Raw genomic sequence first — 18,440 nt, forward strand, 5'->3', positions numbered from 1 at the left:
CAGCCCAAGACTGCTGGCCGATAAGGAACCGCGTCATGTCGTCAGCTTCCCTTTTTCCTTCCTGTGGGCGAGGAAGTACATCAATGGAAGCAGCAGGAGCGTGAGCGCGGTCGACGACAGGACGCCCCCGATGACCACCGTGGCAAGCGGGCGCTGCACTTCGGCCCCGGTGCCGGTGGCGATCGCCATCGGGACGAAACCGAGCGAAGCGACGAGCGCCGTCATCACGACGGGGCGCAGCCTGGTCACCGCTCCATCGTGTACTGCGTCGAGCAAGGGCACCCCGGCTTCGCGCAGGCTCCTGATGAACGAGATCATGACCAGGCCGTTGAGCACCGCCACGCCGGACAGCGCGATGAAGCCCACCGCGGCCGAAATCGACAGCGGAATCCCGCGCATCCAGAGGGCGAAAATCCCGCCCGTCAAGGCAAACGGAATTCCGGTGAAGACGAGCAGGCCGTCCTTGACGTTATTGAACATGACGAACAGCAGGGCGAACACCAGCAGCAGCGACGCCGGAATGACGACCTGCAGCCGCTTGGCCGCCGTTTGCAGGTTCTCGAACTGGCCGCCCCAGGTCGTCCAGTAGCCGGTCGGGACCTTTACCCCGGCCTGGATGCGCTGCTCCGCCTCCTGCACGAAGGAGCCGATATCCCGGCCGCGCACGTTGGCCGTAACGACGACGCGGCGCTTGCCCTGCTCGCGGCTCATCTGGTTGGGGCCGGGCGCCATGTCGAAGCTGGCGATCTCCCCCAGGGTAATGAAATGCTGGGGCACATCAGGTTCGCCCGCGGGCAAAGGTTGGGCCCGCGCCCGAGCCAGTGCCGGCGCCTGTTCCAGTTGCGCCAGCAGTCCCGGTAGTGGAGCGAGAGCAGGCAAGTCGAGGACGCCGGAATCGGCGACGTCGACCAGTGCAGGGCTGCTGCCTGTCAGGGCGCCAAGGCGCACCTTGGCCCGCTCCAGTTCCCGCGTCGCCTGCACCGCTTCGACGCGCACGCCGGCTTCAGCGACCCTGGCACGGGTTTCCTCGACCGGCGAGATCTTCCCGGCGACGACACGCTTGCCTGCAGCACCAGTTGCCTTCTGCGCGATCGACACAAGTTCAGCGGCCAGCCGGCTGCGCTCCCGCGCCGCAGCCAGCTCGTACCAGGCTGCCACTGTCTCGGCCCGGATGCGAAGCCGAACCGCGTCCAGGTCCAGGCTTGCAACCTGCTGCTCCCCGCGTGCCGCGCGTACGCGTGCGGAGCGCTTGCCGCCCAGTTCCACGGGAATGTTGAGCTGGACCGTCGTCGTACGGCTCGTCCCGTTCGCGCCTTCGCGCAGGAGCGCGAGCTCCGGATTGGGAAAGGTGCCGGCCTGGGCAAGCGCACCGCCCCGTGCCGCCACCTCGCTCGCCGCGGCCCGGATCTCCGGATGGTGCTGCATTGGGCGTTCGATGGCCTTAGCCAGTGTCAGCGGCGCGGTGGTGGCCCGCATTTCGGCCGCCGCCTGTGCGTAAACCGGGGCGGGAATACAGAAGATTGCCGCGATGACGAGCGGCAGGGAATATCGTTTCATATGTGAATCCGAACAGGATTTCCATTCGGCGGAGACGTCCGGCTCCGCGCGCAGGCAGCGCAGGTCCGGATGCGGTTGTTCCGCCAGCTCAGGCGAGAGCTGGCCAGTCGGGCGGCGGGATGAGGTCGGGAATATGTGATGCGTATCGATGCATTTCCAGGCGCAGGTGCGCCGATAGAAGCGGCGCATCCTGGAGCGCCTGAGCAGCGACGATCGCACTGGCCGAGACATGGTGGCAGTATTCGCAGTCGCTGTCGGCCTTGGCCTTTTGGGGCGCCTCCTGCGAGGCACTCCCGCCTCCATCGTGCTTGTGCACGTGATGGCCGAAGTGCTGCGCTGCGCTGCCATCTTCGTGCGCGCAATAAGCGCCCGCGGCGGCCCAGGAAAACTGAAGCGGCAACAGCATGAGCAGGAAGATCAGGAAAAAGCGTTTCATTTAGTTTCGCGGCGCAGCAGGCGCAGTCCATTGAACACCACAAGCAGGCTTGCACCCATGTCTGCGAACACAGCCATCCATAGTGTAGCCAATCCCATGATCGCAAGGGCGAGGAACACCGCCTTGATCAGCAGGGCCGCGGCGATGTTTTGCCGCAGGATCGTACTGGCCTGCCGGCTCAGGCGGATGAACTGCGGAATCTTGCGCAGGTCGTCGTCCATCAGCGCCACGTCGGCGGTTTCGATGGCGGTATCGGTGCCTGCGGCGCCCATCGCGAACCCGATGCTGGCCTTCGCCAGGGCCGGGGCATCATTGATGCCGTCGCCCACCATGCCGACGGCGCCGTAACGCCCAAGCTCCTCGCCGACCGCGGCCAGCTTTTCTTCAGGCAGAAGATTGCCGCGGGCGTCGTCGATGCCGACCTGCCGGGCGACCGCCGCGGCCGTCACCGCATTATCGCCGGTCAGCATGACGGTGCGGACGCCAAGCGCATGCAGCTGGGCGATCGCCTCGCGGCTGGTGTCGCGGATCGTATCGGCCACGCCGATGACGAGGAGCGGCGCCTCGGCGTCGCACAGGACCACCACGGTCTTGCCTTCGCGTTCAAGCCGGGACAGGACTTCCTCGGTCGCTGCGGTGCAGACGCCCAGTTCCTCGACCAGGCGGTGATTGCCCAGGTAGTACCAGCGGCCCGCGATTTGTCCCTTCGTGCCGCGCCCGCCAAGCGCTTCGAAAGCGTCCACGCTCGCGAGGTCCGGCCGCTGCGGGGCGCCGTGCCAGTGGCTGCTGACGGCAGCCGACACCGGATGGTCCGAGCGCCGGGCAAGGGAAGCCGCCAGCTGCAAGGACACCTCCACGCCCGGCCGCAACGCGCCCACATCCGTCACGATGGGCTTGCCTTGCGTGATCGTGCCCGTCTTATCCAGTGCGAGCACGCGCAGCTTGCCGCCCTGCTCCAGGCAGACCCCGCCCTTGACCAGGATGCCCGCCCTGGCCGCGGCAGCCAGGCCGCTGACGACGTTGACCGGAGTCGAGATCACCAGTGCGCAGGGACAGGCAATCACGAGCAGCACCAGTGCCTTGTAAATCCAGGGCATCCATTCCGCACCGAACATCGGCGGCAGCATGGCGACGGCGAGCGCGAGCGCAAATACACTCGGGGTGTAGACGCGCGAGAACTTGTCGATGAAGCGCTGCGTCGGTGCACGGCTGCCCTGCGCTTCCTCGACCGCACGAATGATCCGCAACAGCGTCGAATTGCTGTGGACTGCGATTACGCGGTATTCGAACGATCCGGTTTCGTTGACCGTACCGGAGAACACCTTGTCGCCGGCCGATTTCGTTACCGGCATGCTTTCGCCGGTGATGAAGGCCTGGTTGACGATGGAATGCCCCAGGGTCCCCTCACCGTCCAGGGCGATCCGCTCTCCTGGGCCGACGCGCGCAAGCGCGCCGATCGCGACCGCCGCGGCATCGCGGGTTTCCCAGGAGCCGTCCTGCTGCCTGATGCTAACCGTGTCGGGTGCCAGCGCCAGCAAGCCCTGGATGGCATTCCTGGCGTGGTCGAGCGAGCGGGCCTCGATCATTTCGGCAATCGCGAACAGGACCATCACCATCGCCGCTTCGGGCCATTGCCCGATCAGGAGCGCGCCGGTGACGGCGATCGACATCAGGGCATTGATGTTCAGGGTGCGGTTCCTGAGCGAAATCCAGCCTTCCTTGTACACGCCCAGGCCGGTCGTGCCGATTGCCAGCATCGCCAGCAGGATCACGGGCAGGGAGTTTTCGTCGCCGGTGGACCACGCGACGATCTCCGCGCCAACGGCAGCCGCGAGGCCAATGAACAAGCCCGCTTGCCGCCAACTACGGGCCGCCGGCTGTACTGGTCCGGTGTCCGGTACGGATTCCCCCTCCAAGGCAACCGCCTCCATTCCGATCGACCGCAGTGTTTCCTGGATGGCGCTCACCGGCCCCGTGTGCGTCACGCCCAGGTGTCGCTGGACCAGGTTGAGGAAAAGAAGAATATCGCAAAAGACGCGGTGCCCGAAGTCAAGAACGATTCCTGCGCTTCGAAGATCGAGCCAATGGTGCCGCCCGGTGATGAAAACGAGCTCGCTCGCCTGCGTGGTGAGAATACTGCGCTGCGCATCCGCGTCGAGGAGCTGACCGCCACCAGCCAGCAGGCAAAGGCCGAGGTCACGCGCTTGTCCGAACTGTGCGCGGAGCTGAACTGCCGCATCGCCACCCTGAACGGGGAAAACGAAGCTTCATTCGAACATTTCGACCTGCAAGATCAGATGAACCACGCGCCGGAACTGACGAATGCGATCGTCGAGGATTCCCCCGATGTGCTGGAAAAGCAGCTGAGGGATGAATCGCTGGAACTCAAGCACGAAGCGCTCGCCCCAGTCACGTTGGATGCCAGCGCTGAACCAAATCCCAGCACGACTATCGGCGACAACGTCGACCCCGACACTTTCGCTGCAGAGGCCAGCTGCTGATGCCTCGCCATCCAAACGACTACCCATTCGGTCTACGCATGGCGATCCTGCGCACCCTCGGCGCCGCCCCCGACCACATCAAGGCTGACGGCTACACCCGCTTCTCGACAAACGGGCGTCCAACCAATACTGACGGCTGGCTGAGCGCCGCTGACAACGGCGTGTTCCGCTTCGGCTGCTGGCGCCAGGGTCTGCAGGGTCGCTGGCCAGAACCGCACGCTGTCTTGGGAACGCCGTATCTCATGCCGCCGACGTCGCGCCGCATTGGCATCGCTGTCGAAGAGGAACGGCAGGAACGTGCGCGCAGAAACGCACGCACGTGGAACGGTGCGGCTCCCCTGTCGCCGAACTCGTCCGTTGCAAGCTACCTGGGAGGCCGCGGCTTGTACTTGGCGGAGTACCCGTTCTCGCTGCGAATGTCCACCCTGCCCTATTACGAGAATGGCGTCGAGCACGGGCGCTTCGCGGTCCTGCTGGGTGCGGTCACCGACAGGGACGGCAAGCTGCTCGCGCTGCACCGTACGTTCATCACGGATGACGGACGTAAGGCGCCAGTCGAGAACCCGAAGAAGCTGACCCAGGCGAGTGGAAGCATCAATGGCGCGTCAATCAAGCTGCGCCAACCGGAAGTCATCGAGGGCAAGCTGACTCTCGGCGTCGCCGAGGGCATCGAAACGGGCTTGGCCTGCTGGGTCGATTCGCAGGTCCCGACCTGGAGCTGCGTGAGCGCCAACGGCATCAAGTCGTTCATGTGGCCGCCCTCCCTCGAACGCCTGGTGATCTTCGCCGACAACGACCTGTCCGGCGTCGGCCAAGATGCCGCAAAGGCGCGGCCAACTACGTGGCGCGCATGACGCAACTGCTGGCTGGCCAGTGGCGGATGAACGAGTTCCACGAGCTGAAGCCGCAGACGATGCGCATGATCGGGCCGGTCCGCGACGTGTGGATCGACCAGCACAACCAGATCGAGCAAGCAATCTCGGGATCGCTGCGCGAGGTCCGCGGACTGGCGAACAAAGCTGCTGAACACATGGCCCGCATCGCTGTGGACCTGGCTGGCCCAGCGTGGTAAGCGCTACATCACCGTGAACGAAATGGCCCAATACGGTCCCAACAGCGTCCGTAGCGCTAAAACGCTGCGCATCTTGATGAATGTGCTCGTTGAGCACTACCTGGTGCGCCCGGTCCCCACGGTATGGTTGAATTCAACGGCAAGAAACGCCGCGAGGCGTGGGAAGTTCGCATGTGACTTTCAGTCTTCGCATCCCCGGACGGGATGTGCAGGCGTCGGACGCTGCTAATCCGGCTAATCCGCTAATCGACATCGCGACGGTTAGCGAATTAGCTGTATTAGCAGCGTCGGCAGTTTGCATTGCGGTGCAGCCACTGGTACCAATTAGCGGCTCTGCCGGATTAGCAGACCATGAACTCCCCGAAACGATGAACGATACTGGAGGCAGTTCCGTCCGGCGTCCTTGCGCAGGTACACGGAGACCACGATCAAGCTGCAACCCGACGTAGCCACCGCCGTTGCGACCGAACGCCGTACGAAGCGTCGCGCTCGTATCGTATGGATGGGCTATTTGATGTTGCGGATCAACTGAGCGGTCTTCTCGCGGCGCGTGACCAGAGGCTCGACGATCGTCGATTATCCATGGAATGCTCACATGCTGAACAACGCTAGTCTGTCGCGAAAGGTAGAGATTTCTGACTGACGCCCTGCAGCGCTGTAAACATTTCGAGGAAAACAGCTGATCGGTTCACGTTAGGCACACCAGCGCCAGCCAGCGGTGACGAATAACGTGACGAACCGGTGACGAACTAGTTGACGAACGATGCACCTTCCAATAAACCGTCAACTAGAGCCTCTACAACGTCACAAAACTTCAGACCTGCTGCGCGCGCAGCACGAGCATGCATTGCGAACCTGAGTACGCCCCTATTGCCCAGTGCACTGATCACTTGCCTCCGCCCGCCCCCCGAGGTCCGTCTCGTCACCGTGCAGCGCAGCTCAGCGCCGGGGTTGCCTTTAGCGTCAAGACGCACCGCACCTTTGCTGCTTGCCGAAGTGCGGTCACGAGCGGACGGGATAGTCTAGGACCGGCTTTTCGGAAAAGGCCCGTACGTGCTGCAGGGGCAGCAGTTGTACCTGGATCCGCGACATGCCCCCCGTGCTGGATGGCTGCACGTCGACGAATATGGGTTCGAACTGCTGAATCCACCAGACGGACACTTCATCCGCGGTGTGTTCTAATGGGACGCATTGGTCGCCCAATCCGGTTATCGACGGTTTATCCCTGCAGACTCTCGGTCATCTGCTGGCAGTATTTGCCGAGATTTTCCGGCAGTTCAGCGGGACAAACGCCGCATTGCTTATTGCCGGGAACCGCATAATCGATGAATTTAGGATATGGCAGGTTGAGCCCCGCCATGATCTGCCGGAACTCCTCGATCGAGCGGTCTGCACCAAGGCGAGGATTGCGCTCCTTTTCCTGCATGACGGAAGACACCCACCTTTTCTGATAATCATGCGCCGGATAGACGAGCGTTTCATCGGGCAGCGCGAACAGCTTTCCCCGCACGCTGTGGTAGAGCGCATCCGAATCGCCCTGCTGGAAGTCGGTGCGTCCACAAGCTTCGATCAACAGGGCGTCACCGGTGAAGACGCGGTCCCCGAGCACATAGGCGAAATGGCCCGAGGTATGGCCCGGCGTATGCAAGGGCTGGAATTCCATGGAGCCCACCCTGAACGGCGTTCCCTCTTCCAGCTGCACATCCGCACAGTCGACGCGTTCGGCCGCGGGCGCAGCGATCCTGCTCCCAACCTTGTTCTTCAGTTCCAGCGCCGCTGTGATGTGGTCGGCGTGGACGTGGGTGTCGACACTGTATGCAAGTGTCAGCCCCAGGCGCCCGATCTCCTCGAGGTCGCGATCGATGGTCACGATCACGGGGTCGATCAACACCGCCTGCCCGGTTTCCGGACAGCCGATCAGATAGGTGTAGGTGCTGGACAAAGGCTCGAACAGTTGGCGGAAGATCATGCGGCTTCTCCTGGTGACGATCAGGGCATGCCTGCCCCCGGATGCCGCAGTATAGAAGGCCAATCAGGTTTCTGGCGCGCGCTGCCACCACAACACTAGCTTGCTCGAGTGCTAATGCTGCATTAATCCGCGCCCTTTAGCATTTCCTGGCACGCGGTCCCGAAGCCATGACACGGCCGCAACATGACAGCCCTGCTGGCTGTCCTTTCAGGAGCGAAGTGGTGGACGAACTGGACGTGGGAAGTTTTGGAATACCGGTGCTGACTATCCTCGCCAGCGCTGCCGTGAGCTGGTGGTACCGACGCAAGCATGGATGGCATAGCTGGCCAGTGGTATGGAAGACGATCCTTGGGGGGCTGGTTGCCGCCCGGATCACCTACGTGCTCCAGAACGCGCGGGAATATGCTGCCGAGCCGCTCTCGATTCTGAATCTGGGTGATGGTGGATTCTCGGATACGGCAGGCATTCTGGTTGCATTCATGCTGGGCGCGCAGCTGACGGCGAGGACGAACACGCCGCGCCGACCGGTCCTGGCTGCAGTGTTGAGTGCCGGCATAGTCTGGATCGGCGGCGCCATCGCCATGCTCGATTTCGGACCGCCCAGCACACCGGTGCCGCTGGTAGAACTGCGGCGGCTTGATGGCAAACCGGTGCAACTACGGACCCTGACTGACAAGCCGATGGTGGTCAACCTGTGGGCGACATGGTGTCCTCCATGCCGGCGCGAGATGCCTGCGCTGCAGGATGCCCAGAAGCGCCATCCCGACATCACCTTCGTCTTCGTCAACGAAGGTGAGGACGCAGCGACGATCGGGGCGTTCCTCGCACAGCAAAAGCTGGATCTCGACAACGTCCTTACGGACCGGGCCCGCGAAATGGGCCGGCGTACCGGATCGTTCGCCATGCCGACGACGCTTTTTTATGGCAAGGACGGCCGCCTGCTTCTGCGTCACATGGGCGAACTCGACCGTGATGGCCTCGACAGGCGCCTGGAGATGCTCGTAGCGCCCGGTGCCGGATACAAGCGCTGAGAAGTAGCCGGCAGAGCCGGTCGTCTTTGATCACCCCGCCATCGCTGGCAGCGCGAGACGGGACACATGCTTACCGGCGCCGTCCAGGCGCAGCGAATGTCCAGCCGGCTCGGGCGCGAGCTTGAAGGTGCTGACAACGGCCAGCAGCTCTTGTGCCTGCACCTGCATAGAGTCGGCTGCCGCAGCGGCCTCCTCCACGAGTGCCGCATTCTGCTGCGTGACCTGGTCCATCTGGGCAATCGCCTGGTTGACCTGGGCAATCCCGGCACTCTGCTCCTGCCCGGCGAGCGTGATTTCAGCCATGATGTCAGTGACGCGCTTCACGCTGGCAACCACCTCGGTCATGGTGTCGCCTGCGACATTGACGAGCTTGCTACCGGCATCGACCTTGTCCACGGAGTCACCGATCAGCGTCTTGATTTCCTTCGCCGCGGCTGCGCTGCGCTGGGCCAGGTTACGCACTTCCGATGCCACGACCGCGAAGCCGCGTCCCTGCTCGCCCGCGCGGGCTGCTTCCACGGCAGCGTTCAATGCCAGGATGTTGGTCTGGAAGGCGATGCCGTCGATGACGCCGATGATGTCGGCAATGCGCCTGGAAGCCTCGTTGATCGCCCCCATCGTGCCCACGACTTCCTCCACCACCTGACCGCCTTTCAGTGCGACCTGGGAAGCCGTCGTGGCCAGCTCGTTGGCATGGCGTACGCTCTCGGTGTTCTGCTGGACGGTGCTGGTGAGCTCCTCCATCGAAGCCGCAGTCTCTTCGAGCGAACTGGCCTGCTCTTCGGTACGCGCCGACAGGTCGAGGTTGCCCGCCGCGATTTCGCCCGACGCGGTCGTGATCATATCCGTGCCGTCGCGCACCTTCTGCACCAGGGTGGCAAGGCTCTGCTGCATCTGTCGCATGGCGAACATCAGGCTAGTCTGGTTGCGCTCGTCATCGAGGGCAATCTGCACGGTCAGGTCACCAGCGGCAATCGAACCGGCGATGCTCGCAGCGTAGTCCGGCTCGCCGCCGAGCTGGCCGGTAATACTGCGGGTAAGCCAGAACGCGACGGCGCCTCCGGCAACAATGGCGAAGGCAGCAAGCACCAGGCTCAGCGTGAACATCGTCTGCGTACGTGCGGCCAGTTCGGTCTTGACCTGCTCCGCGGCAGCGTTCTTCTCCTTCAGAATCTTCAGCAGCTCCGCACGCATCTCGCGCCAAACCGGGGTTTCCTCGCCGTTCAGGATCGTGGCGCTCGAGGCCGCGTCGGTTTTCACTATTCCGACGATACGATCCTGTACCGCGGCACGCTGCTGCTGCAGGTTTTCCAGTTTCACCAATGCCGCATCCGCGGCAGCATCGTCTTTTGCGAGTACACGGGCTGACTTCAGGGCGTGGTCGAAATCCTTGCGCGCAGCTGCTAGGTTCTTGTAGCCAACTTCGTTGTCGGGCGCGAGGATGACATTGCGCAGCGCTTGCCCCATTTGCAGACCCTGTGCGTACATGGTGTTCGCCTCACCAAGGAACGCCTGGTCCTGATCCACAAAGCTACCGAAGCGTGAGCTTGCATCGCGCATCCCCGAAATCGCGACAGCCAACGCAATCGCAAACAACACAAAGACGATAGCCATGCATAAGGCCATTTTGTTTCGTAACTTCATCCGTTCCTCTTCTGATCTTGGTTCCACTGTATGCACAGCAATTGAGGAAATTATCGATGGAAATATATGATTCCATAAAGAAATAGTTGGCAGTTTTGGCGGGTTTCCTCCCATGTGACGCAAGCACACAACAGGCAACGTCGAGCACCGGACAAGCGTCTTCAGCCTGCGTCCCCGGGAGGGGAAACAGGCTGAATCGTCCACTTGTGATCGTGTCGCGCGCTCATGAGCGCGGGAGGGATCAGCTCATATCAAGCCCTTCAAGTCATTGAACGGATGCGTGTTCATGCTCTGATGAACCTATTTGAATTTCGCCAGCGATGGATCAGTGACACGCTGCTCAGGCAGTCTGGTGATGGACGGCAACTCCGACAGGCGCGGCATCCCGCCTTTCACCTGAACCTTGCCCTCCTTGTCCCGCCAAACCACACCAGGAGTGCCTGCAATGCCAAACCCCTCCATCAGTTCGCCGTTCCTGTGAACGGAGGCAGCCACCGACGGGTGCCCTTGTTCGGTCATGCCTGCGGTCGGCTTCCATGGCTTGCCGTGGTTCTGTTCCATGCGCCTGAACGCCGCTGTCTTGTCGGCCGCCGCAAGGACTTCGATCGCTTTCGGCATGCTGGTTGGCCCGAGCGTCGCAACCGGGATCCAGCGCACCTGAAGCCCTGCCGCCTCGTACGGCTGCACTGCGCGCCACAAGAAGTGGCAGTAAGGGCAGTTCGCGTCGACGAACGCATAGATGATGCTCTTCGGGTTATTGACGGTACCCTCGGCGATGAAGGCCGATTTCTCCAGCTGCGCGAACGCCGCCGCGAAATCCGGCTTGGGGATATACATGTCTTCGTGCTGGGCCGACAGGTTCTGGCCGCGCTCGTCGATCAGCATGCCCGCCACCAGCGTCTTGCCGTCCGCCGTCGTGTAGGCGAGCGAGTGGCGGCTTCCCTGGGACAAGACCCAACCGGTAAGCCCGGACGCCGCCGGGAACTGCCTGACCACCTTGACGCCAGCGCCCACGGCGCGCTCGAGCACCAGCGGGGTCTGCTGGGCGGCGAAGGCCGCACTGTTGATGAATGCTGCCGCGAGTGCGGCAACGAGTGCAACTGGTCGCGCATAGTGGAAAACCTGCATGTCAACTCCGATAAACAAGGTAGTGGTCAAGGTTGGGTGCCCGTTTGCGCGGCCTCGGCCTTGCGCAGCGAAGCGAGGAAGGCATCGGCATCTTCGTAGCCGATGACCCTGGTGCCGCCGAGCTCGCGGCCGTCGGCGCCGAAGAAGATGATCCCCGGCGGCCCGAACAGGCCAAAGCGCTTGAGCAGGGCCTGGTCGGCCGCATTGTTGGCGGTGACGTCGGCCTGGAGCAGGAGCATCTGCGCGAAGCGCGTCTGCACTTGGGGATCGGAGAAGGTGAAACGCTCCATCTCCTTGCACGACACGCACCAGTCCGCGTAAAAGTCGAGCATGACGGTCTTGCCGGGGCTGCTTGCAAGGATGGCATCGAGCTCGTCGACCGAGCGGACGCGCTGGAACGGTGTCTCTCCATGCGCCTCGGCCGTTGCGAACGGCGCCAGGGGATCGCTGCCGCCGGCGGCCAGCCCTGCCAGCTGCGTCAGGCCGAGCACCCCGGCGACCAGGCCGGCCGCCACCGCGAACGGACGGCGTGGACGCGGCAGCAGCAGCGACACGGCATAACCCAGGCCCAGCAGGCCCCAGCCCAGCATCAAGGCTCGGGACGGCAGGACCGGCGCAGCGATCCACAGCGCAGTGCCAAGCATCAGCACGCCGAAGAAGCGCTTGACGCCGACCATCCAGGCCCCGGCTCGCGGCAGCAATGTGCCCGCCGAGGCTCCGACCAGCAGCAGCGGCACGCTCATGCCGGCGGCCATGGCGAACAGCGCACTGCCGCCGATGAAGGCATCCTTGGTCTGGCTGATGTACACGAGCGCGCCCGCAAGCGGCGCGGCGACGCAGGGCCCGACGATCAGTGCCGAGATCGCTCCCATCGCAAACACGCCGGCGTGGGTGCCTGCCCCGTGGCGGTTGGACGCTCCCGTCAGGCGCGACTGGATCACCGCCGGCATCTGCAGCTCGAACACGCCGAACATCGGCAGTGCCAGCACGACCATCAGGAGGGCGAACGCGCCCAGCACCCAGGCGTTCTGCAGTGCCGTCGCCAGTCCTTCACCCGCCAGACCTGCCGCCACGCCCATCGCGGTGTACACGATCGCCATGCCAAGCGAATACGACACGGACAGCGCCAGGCCCCGCAAGCGCGACGTGGCTCCCTTGTCGCCAACGATGATCGAAGAAAGGATCGGCAACATCGGCAGAACGCAGGGCGTGAACGACAGGCCAAGGCCGAGCAGCAGGAACATCGGGACGATAACCGCCAGCTCGCGGCTGCTCAATGCCTGTTCGATGCGGCCGCTATCGCTGTCGTTCGCCAGCGCGCTCGCCGGCGCCGCAGCGGTCGAGGACAATTCCGCGGGCCCGCCAGCGGCCAGGACTGCGGTAGATGCCATCGGCGGGTAGCACAAGCCCTTGTCTGAGCAACCCTGCGACGTGGCCTTCAACGTAAAACTTCCGTTCCCGTCCACGGGAATGCGCACCTTGACGACGCCCCGGTAGGTTTCCATCTCCTTCTGGAAGGTTTCGTCGAAATGCTTTTCGCCAGCCGGGAAGGCAGGCTGTCCGAGCCGGGTCTGCCCGGCTTCGAATGCAAAGCGTTCGCGGTACATGTAATACCCTGGCGCGATGTCGAAGCGCACTTCAGCCGTCTGTCCGTCGACCATGGTGGCGGCGAAGCGGAATGCCTGCTCAGGGGGCAGGAAGTCGTCGTCAGCCGCCGTCGCGCTGCCGGAGGCTGCAAGCAGCACCGCGGCAAGCTGCGCCAGCAGAAGCGCGCGCAGGCACTGATAAAGTTTGGGTACCGTCCGAGATAAGAAAACCATACGCTGTCTCCTGTTTGTTGATGTCGCTATCGCACGCTTTTTGGTTCAGCGCTTGCCGCGCAGGACGGCCAGGTGCTCGGCCAGCGTGGCGCTCGATACCTCGCCCATCCGCTTGTCGACCAGTATTCCGTTCGCGTCGAAGAACAGCGTGGTTGGCAGGCCCGGGGCGCCGGCTGCCTTGGCAAGTTCTCCTCCTGGGTCGAGCACCACATTCCGCAGCGGCAGACCCTCGTGTTTCATATAGGCACGTACGGTGGCGCTGTCCTCGCCCTGGTTGACGAACACGAAATTCAGGTCGCTCGCTTCCCGCTGTGCCTTGCCCAGCGCGGGCATTTCACGCTTGCAGGGCGGACACCAGCTGGCCCAGAGGTTGACCACCAACGGCTTGCCCGCAAACGCGGACAAGGGAACGGCGCGCCCGTCGAGATCCGTCAGCGTCACCTCTGGCAAGGTTTGGGTGTCGGTGGCCATGCGAACCAGCCCGTTCCCGGCGATCCAGATGAAGAGGCCGGCCCATACGGCGCTGACGATCGCTGCGCGCTGGTCGGTCCTGCGCCATGCCAGGATGGCGGCAATGACGGCGGCCGCCGTAAAGCCTGCGATCGGCGCCAATCCACCGTCGCGCAGGTCCGCCAGTCGCCACGGCTCTTCTGCGTACAAAGACCAGTAGCGGGCCACGAAGGCAATGCGTGCAACGAGTACCCCCCCGGCGATGACCAGCCAGAGCGAGCCCTCGGCTTTCACGCCGCGCGCGGCCGCGACCCGGTTGCCGATGGCGGAGCCGAGGATGATCGTTGCAAATATGACCAACAGTTGCGCGGGCAAGGCGAGTGGTCCGAGTGTGACAGTCATGGTGTTATGCTTTCCTGCGCGTGGCGCCGGCCCGGACGGGCCGGGTCAACGCCTGGCGAATGCACGAATCCTATTCCTTGCCGATTAGCACCGCATTAACGAATCTGCCGAACTGGCGGACGCCCGCGCCGGCAATTCCGTTAACCGCCGCATAACCGCAAAGCGGTAAGATCGCGGTTCCTGCTCTTACTACTCGGGTTATCCATGCGTGTACTCGTCATTGAAGACGACGAACTGGTCGCCAGCGGCATCCTGGCCGGCTTGCGCCTGTCGGGAATCGGTGCCGACCACGTCGCCAATGCCTCGCAAGCGGACATGGCGGTGCAGACCGGCCGCTTCGATGTCCTCATCCTCGATCTCGGCCTTCCGGATACGGATGGGCTCAAGCTGCTCAAGCGCTGGCGCGGCGCGGGCAAGGACTGGCCCGTGCTGATCCTGACCGCGCGCGACGACGTGCAGGACAAGGTCGCCGGCCTGCGCAGCGGCGCCGACGACTACCTCGTGAAACCGTTCGAGCTCGATGAACTGGTCGCACGGCTGCACGCCCTGCAGCGGCGCAGTGCCGGCCGCAGTGTCGACCGCATCGAGCATGGTCCGCTTGCCTTCGATCCGGCCACCCAGGTGGTGACCCTGGATGGGGCCCCGGTCGAACTGTCGCGGCGCGAACTGGCCCTGCTCCAGGCCCTCCTCAACAGCGGCCAGCGCATCCTCAGTACCGACCAGGTCAAAGACAGCCTGTATGGACTTACCGACGGTGTCGAAAGCAATGCCTTGAACGTTCACATCTACCACCTGCGCCGCAAGCTCGGGCCGAATATCGTGGAAACCGTGCGCGGCCTTGGGTACCGGCTCGGCAAGGCGGGGACATGAAGACGCTGCGCCTGCGCCTCCTGGTCACGATCGGCGCCTCGTTCGCGCTGTTCTGGACCCTGTCGTCGGTCTGGACGCTGGTCGACCTGCGCGACGAGTTCCGCGACGCACTCGACGAGCGGCTTGCTGCATCGGCGCGCATGGTCGCCGCGCTGATCGTCGATTCGCCCCATCTTTCCGTGAAGCCAGGTTCGCGCGGAGCCAGTCCGATCCCCTACCTCGTCCGTACCGACAACGTGGCCTGCGAGATCCGGCTGCTGCGGGGCGGCGTCGTGGGCCGCACCGAAAATAGCCCGGCACGCCTCGGCCTGGTATCACCCGGTTATCGCACCCGCGTGATCGATGGCGTTACCTGGCGCAGCTACACCATCGAGCACAACGGGATGCGCATCACCACCGCCGACAAGGCGGAGCGCCGCCAGCAGCTGTTCCGGAATATCGCGTTCGCCACCTTTGTGCCCTTCCTGGTCGCCATGGGTGCGACCCTGATCGCGCTATGGTTCGCCGTATGCCATGGACTGCGCCCGCTCGAACGGATCTGTGTCGCCCTTGAAGCGCGCAAGCCCGGTGCGCTCCACCCGCTGCCCGAGCAGGACCTGCCGCATGAACTCGCCCCGCTGGTAACGACCGTCAACGGCCTGCTCGCCAGGATCGAATGCACCATGGAACGCGAACGGCGTTTCACCGGCGACGCCGCGCACGAATTGCGCACGCCGCTGACCGCCGTGAAAACCCATCTCCAGGTCGCCAAGTTGAGTGGCGACGGACCGGACACGGCGGTCGCACTCCAGCAGGCCGAACGGGGGGTGGGCCGCCTGCAGGGCATCATCAACCAGCTCCTGATGCTGGCGCGCGTCGAGGGTTCACTGGCTTTCGACGACGACGAGCGCCTGCCGGCCGGCCTGATCGCGGAGCAGGTCGTGATGCAGCTTCCGGCGCAGCAGGTTGCCAGGGTTTGCGTTCGCGACGAAGGCGGCGCGGTGTGCGCCCTCCGCATACCCGCATCCCTGGCCGTGACGGCGCTGCGAAACATCCTCGACAACGCCCTACGCTACGGCAATGCCGAGGCGGAGGTCGTGCTGCGTATCGTCCGGCATGATGGAATGGCGGGTTTCACGGTGGAAGACCAGGGCAGCGGCATGAGCGACGAGGAGCTCGCCAAGGCAGGCCAGCGTTTCTGGCGCAAAGGCAGCGGCCAGGGCAGCGGCCTTGGCCTATCGATCGTCAAGGCGATCGTCGCGCGCTACGACGGGAGCTGGAAGCTCGAACGCCGCGAGGGCGGCGGACTGGCCGCGCACCTCACCTTTCCTGCGGAATAGCCTCCCGAACCGGTCGTGCCTCAGGCGCGAGGCAGCGCACTCTTCCCGGACAGCAGCCGCCCCGAATTCAGCATGACGCTCAGGCTGCTGGCCAGCATGGCACCAGCGGCGGCAACCGGCGTCACCATGCCGCCCGTGGCCACCGCCAGCACTGCCACGTTATATACCATCGAAAACGCCAGGTTCTGGCGCACGACCCTGACGGTTCGCCGGGCATGTCGCCAGGCCACCGCCACCTGCTCCACCCCGCCGCTCGCAATGACCACCCCTGCTGTCGCAACAGCCGACGGCGTGGCTCCCTGCACCGCGACGCCGCAATCGGCAGCAGCCAGCGCAAGGGCGTCATTGACACCGTCGCCGACGAACACCGAGGGTTTGCCGGCCTGTTCGAGAACCTTCACTTTGTCCTCGGGCAGACAGTGCGCGTGGACGTCAGACGCCTTGAGGCCGACGGCTTGTGCAACCGGAGCCGCCGCCGCGGCACTGTCTCCGGTCACCAGGCGCGTCCTAATTCCTGCCTGCGCAAACGCATGCAGGGCGCCGGCGGCATCTTCGCGTACGCGGTCCTGCAGCAGGACGGCCCCGATCCACATGCCGTTGCGCGCTACCTCAACCCTGGTGCAGTTCTCCGACCTGCCTGCAGGCAAGGTCACGCCCTGCTCTGCGACGAAGCCCGCGCTGCCCACCAGTACCATGTCCTGGCCGTCCCCGCTGCACCACATGCTGCCCCGCGCATGACGCTGCACCTGTCCATCGCCGCGGCTGTCGGCGCCGAGTGTTCCGGCCGCCGCGAGGATCGCGCGCGCCACCGGATGCGCGACGTCCGCTTCCGCCCGCGCCGCGAGGGCAAGTACTTCGGCTGCAACAGCGTGCTGCGAACCCAGCACCTCGCGCACTTCGAGCATGCCTTCGGTCAGGGTGCCGGTCTTGTCGAACAGGATTTCGCGCGCGTTGGCCAGAGCTTCGAGCGATGCCGGGTCGCGCAGCAGGATGCCCTGACGCGCCGCGCTCGCGGTCGAGGCGGCATAGGCCAGCGGCAGGGCCAGCCCGACCGCACAGGGGCAGGCCGCCACCAGCACCGATAAGGCGCGCAAAGCCGCCTGTACCGGGTCGCCAGTTGCGATCCAGCCCAGCACGAAGCTGGCCGCCGCCAGCAATAGCGCGGCGGGCACCAGCCAGCGCGCAAAGCGTTCCGCCTGCATCGCGGCGGCGCTCTTGGTGCCGAGCAGTTCGAGCATGCGCACGCCGATGCGGTCGATAAAGCGCTGGCCCCAGGGCTGTTCGACCCGCAATACCAGCCGCGACGACAGGTTGATGGAGCCGGCAACGACGCTGTCGCCGGGCGCCACCGGCAAAGGAGCCGACTCGCCGCTCACGATCGCGGCGTCGACCTCGCTTTCGCCTTCAGTGACGGTACCGTCGACCGCCACGCGCTCTCCCGCATGGATCAGCACGAGGTCTCCGGGACCTGCCCGGTCCGCGGCCACTTCCGCCGGGGCACCGTCAGCGCCCAGGCGGCGCACCGTTTCCGGCACCGCCTGGCGCAAGGCATTCACCGCCACCGAATTGCGGCGCCGCGCATGCAGTTCGAACAGGCGCCCGCACAAGAGGAAGCTGACCAGCATCGTCGCGGTATCCACGTACACGTCGGCGCTGCCGCGCGCCAATGACCATGCCGAGAGCAGGCAGGACGCCAGCACGCCGGTCGACACCAGCGCATCCATGCCAGGCACGCCGGCACGCAGGGTGCGCCAGCCGGCACGGTAGAAGGCCAGCGCCGACCAGGTCACCACCGGCAGAGCGGCCAGGCAGGAGGCGAGCGCGATCCACCAGCCGGCCTTTGATGCAGCCAGTCCGGCGTCGAGATACAGCGCCACCGAGCCGAGCATGCTCCACATGCCGAAGAAGCCGGCCACGGCGAGCCGCATCCAGACTACGCGCGCCTGCGCGTCGATCTGCCGCTCCAGTTCGTGCGACTCGACCAGCGGCCCGATGCCGTAGCCGAGCCGTTCGACCCGGGCGAACAGTTCGTCCAGGTCGATCTGTTCCGGGTCCCAGCGCACCAGTGCCGAGCCTCCGGCAAAGCTGGTGCTGGCGGCGGTGACGCCGGGCGAGCGCGCGATCGTGCGTTCGACCGCCAGCGCGCAGCTGGCGCACCACATGCCGTCGATGCTGACCACCATGCGCCCGGCACGGCGCAGCGCGTCGCGGTTGATGCCGGCAAAGGCGATGTTCACGACC

15 protein-coding genes and 1 pseudogene are annotated in these 18,440 nt (G+C 64.7%); 7 read left to right on the top strand and 9 right to left on the bottom strand.

Annotated features, from left to right (window positions below):
• Positions 1-33: 33 nt before the first annotated feature.
• The 3 genes and pseudogenes from AC56LR_RS02345 to AC56LR_RS02355 form a co-directional block, all read right to left on the bottom strand.
• A complete protein-coding gene (locus AC56LR_RS02345; protein WP_497126993.1) occupies positions 34-1,746 on the bottom strand; it encodes a TolC family protein in 1,713 nt (570 codons plus the stop codon).
• Positions 1,646-1,993 carry a cobalt-zinc-cadmium resistance protein gene (locus AC56LR_RS02350; RefSeq protein ID WP_497126995.1) on the bottom strand — a complete coding sequence of 116 codons (348 nt, stop codon included), beginning with the start codon at positions 1,991-1,993 and terminating at the stop codon, positions 1,646-1,648. Before AC56LR_RS02350 ends, AC56LR_RS02345 begins: the two co-directional genes overlap by 101 nt.
• A pseudogene (locus AC56LR_RS02355) lies at positions 1,990-4,011 on the bottom strand (heavy metal translocating P-type ATPase); the annotation flags it as partial. The pseudogene AC56LR_RS02355 and the gene AC56LR_RS02350, both read right to left, overlap by 4 nt.
• On the opposite strand from AC56LR_RS02355, the gene AC56LR_RS02360 reads away from it, so the two are divergent.
• The 4 genes from AC56LR_RS02360 to AC56LR_RS02375 are packed head-to-tail and all read left to right on the top strand — an operon-like array spanning position 3,970 to position 5,795.
• Entirely contained in the window at positions 3,970-4,494 is a 525-nt protein-coding gene (locus tag AC56LR_RS02360) for a hypothetical protein (protein WP_497126997.1), read from the top strand. The pseudogene AC56LR_RS02355 and the gene AC56LR_RS02360 sit on opposite strands and share 42 nt — an antisense overlap.
• A gap of 38 nt (positions 4,495-4,532) precedes the next feature.
• A complete protein-coding gene (locus AC56LR_RS02365; RefSeq protein ID WP_497126999.1) occupies positions 4,533-5,348 on the top strand; it encodes a DUF7146 domain-containing protein in 816 nt (271 codons plus the stop codon).
• The gene (locus AC56LR_RS02370; RefSeq protein ID WP_497127001.1) at positions 5,246-5,566 is read left to right on the top strand and encodes a DUF3987 domain-containing protein; all 321 of its coding nucleotides are present in this window, start codon (positions 5,246-5,248) and stop codon (positions 5,564-5,566) included. The genes AC56LR_RS02365 and AC56LR_RS02370 overlap by 103 nt, the downstream gene beginning before the upstream one ends.
• 22 nt (positions 5,567-5,588) lie before the next feature.
• Complete coding sequence (locus tag AC56LR_RS02375; RefSeq protein WP_497127750.1) at positions 5,589-5,795, top strand: hypothetical protein; 207 nt, start codon at positions 5,589-5,591, stop codon at positions 5,793-5,795.
• A 990-nt stretch (positions 5,796-6,785) separates the two neighbouring features.
• Here the strand turns inward: AC56LR_RS02375 and AC56LR_RS02380 are convergent.
• On the bottom strand, positions 6,786-7,535 hold the full coding sequence (locus AC56LR_RS02380) for an MBL fold metallo-hydrolase (protein ID WP_497127003.1): 750 nt from the start codon (positions 7,533-7,535) through the stop codon (positions 6,786-6,788).
• A 221-nt stretch (positions 7,536-7,756) separates the two neighbouring features.
• On the opposite strand from AC56LR_RS02380, the gene AC56LR_RS02385 reads away from it, so the two are divergent.
• Positions 7,757-8,566, top strand: a complete 810-nt coding sequence (locus AC56LR_RS02385) for a redoxin family protein (RefSeq protein ID WP_497127005.1) — start codon at positions 7,757-7,759, stop codon at positions 8,564-8,566.
• 30 nt (positions 8,567-8,596) lie between these two features.
• Here the strand turns inward: AC56LR_RS02385 and AC56LR_RS02390 are convergent, their stop codons facing one another.
• The 4 genes from AC56LR_RS02390 to AC56LR_RS02405 all read right to left on the bottom strand — a co-directional run bounded on the left by AC56LR_RS02390 (position 8,597) and on the right by AC56LR_RS02405 (position 14,010).
• Positions 8,597-10,180, bottom strand: coding sequence for a methyl-accepting chemotaxis protein (locus AC56LR_RS02390; RefSeq protein WP_497127007.1), 1,584 nt, complete (start codon positions 10,178-10,180; stop codon positions 8,597-8,599).
• 330 nt (positions 10,181-10,510) lie between these two features.
• Positions 10,511-11,338, bottom strand: a complete 828-nt coding sequence (dsbG, locus tag AC56LR_RS02395; protein ID WP_497127009.1) for a thiol:disulfide interchange protein DsbG — start codon at positions 11,336-11,338, stop codon at positions 10,511-10,513.
• Between the two features lie 26 nt (positions 11,339-11,364).
• A complete protein-coding gene (gene dsbD, locus AC56LR_RS02400) occupies positions 11,365-13,158 on the bottom strand; it encodes a protein-disulfide reductase DsbD (RefSeq protein WP_497127011.1) in 1,794 nt (597 codons plus the stop codon).
• Positions 13,159-13,203: 45 nt separating this feature from the next.
• Entirely contained in the window at positions 13,204-14,010 is an 807-nt protein-coding gene (locus AC56LR_RS02405; RefSeq protein ID WP_497127013.1) for a TlpA family protein disulfide reductase, read from the bottom strand.
• A 204-nt stretch (positions 14,011-14,214) separates the two neighbouring features.
• Here AC56LR_RS02405 and AC56LR_RS02410 point away from each other — a divergent pair, with 204 nt between their 5' ends.
• Both AC56LR_RS02410 and AC56LR_RS02415 read left to right on the top strand, forming a co-directional pair.
• Positions 14,215-14,880 (top strand): response regulator, encoded by a 666-nt coding sequence (locus AC56LR_RS02410; protein ID WP_497127015.1) that lies wholly within the window; start codon positions 14,215-14,217, stop codon positions 14,878-14,880.
• Positions 14,877-16,199 carry an ATP-binding protein gene (locus AC56LR_RS02415; RefSeq protein ID WP_497127017.1) on the top strand — a complete coding sequence of 441 codons (1,323 nt, stop codon included), beginning with the start codon at positions 14,877-14,879 and terminating at the stop codon, positions 16,197-16,199. The genes AC56LR_RS02410 and AC56LR_RS02415 overlap by 4 nt, the downstream gene beginning before the upstream one ends.
• Before the next feature lie 20 nt (positions 16,200-16,219).
• Here AC56LR_RS02415 and AC56LR_RS02420 read toward each other — a convergent pair whose 3' ends face one another.
• The gene (locus tag AC56LR_RS02420; protein ID WP_497127019.1) at positions 16,220-18,436 is read right to left on the bottom strand and encodes a heavy metal translocating P-type ATPase; all 2,217 of its coding nucleotides are present in this window, start codon (positions 18,434-18,436) and stop codon (positions 16,220-16,222) included.
• Between the last annotated feature and the right edge of the window lie 4 nt (positions 18,437-18,440).

The organism is Telluria sp. ZT3P39, from assembly GCF_059685935.1.

Coding starts and splice junctions, on each gene's coding strand:
- AC56LR_RS02345 (WP_497126993.1), bottom strand. CDS start 1,746: ATGCGCCGCTTCTATCGGCGCACCTGCGCCTGGAAATGCATCGATACG.
- AC56LR_RS02350 (WP_497126995.1), bottom strand. CDS start 1,993: ATGAAACGCTTTTTCCTGATCTTCCTGCTCATGCTGTTGCCGCTTCAG.
- AC56LR_RS02365 (WP_497126999.1), top strand. CDS start 4,533: ATGGCGATCCTGCGCACCCTCGGCGCCGCCCCCGACCACATCAAGGCT.
- AC56LR_RS02375 (WP_497127750.1), top strand. CDS start 5,589: ATGGCCCAATACGGTCCCAACAGCGTCCGTAGCGCTAAAACGCTGCGC.
- AC56LR_RS02380 (WP_497127003.1), bottom strand. CDS start 7,535: ATGATCTTCCGCCAACTGTTCGAGCCTTTGTCCAGCACCTACACCTAT.
- AC56LR_RS02390 (WP_497127007.1), bottom strand. CDS start 10,180: ATGGCTATCGTCTTTGTGTTGTTTGCGATTGCGTTGGCTGTCGCGATT.
- dsbG (WP_497127009.1), bottom strand. CDS start 11,338: ATGCAGGTTTTCCACTATGCGCGACCAGTTGCACTCGTTGCCGCACTC.
- dsbD (WP_497127011.1), bottom strand. CDS start 13,158: ATGGTTTTCTTATCTCGGACGGTACCCAAACTTTATCAGTGCCTGCGC.
- AC56LR_RS02405 (WP_497127013.1), bottom strand. CDS start 14,010: ATGACTGTCACACTCGGACCACTCGCCTTGCCCGCGCAACTGTTGGTC.
- AC56LR_RS02410 (WP_497127015.1), top strand. CDS start 14,215: ATGCGTGTACTCGTCATTGAAGACGACGAACTGGTCGCCAGCGGCATC.
- AC56LR_RS02415 (WP_497127017.1), top strand. CDS start 14,877: ATGAAGACGCTGCGCCTGCGCCTCCTGGTCACGATCGGCGCCTCGTTC.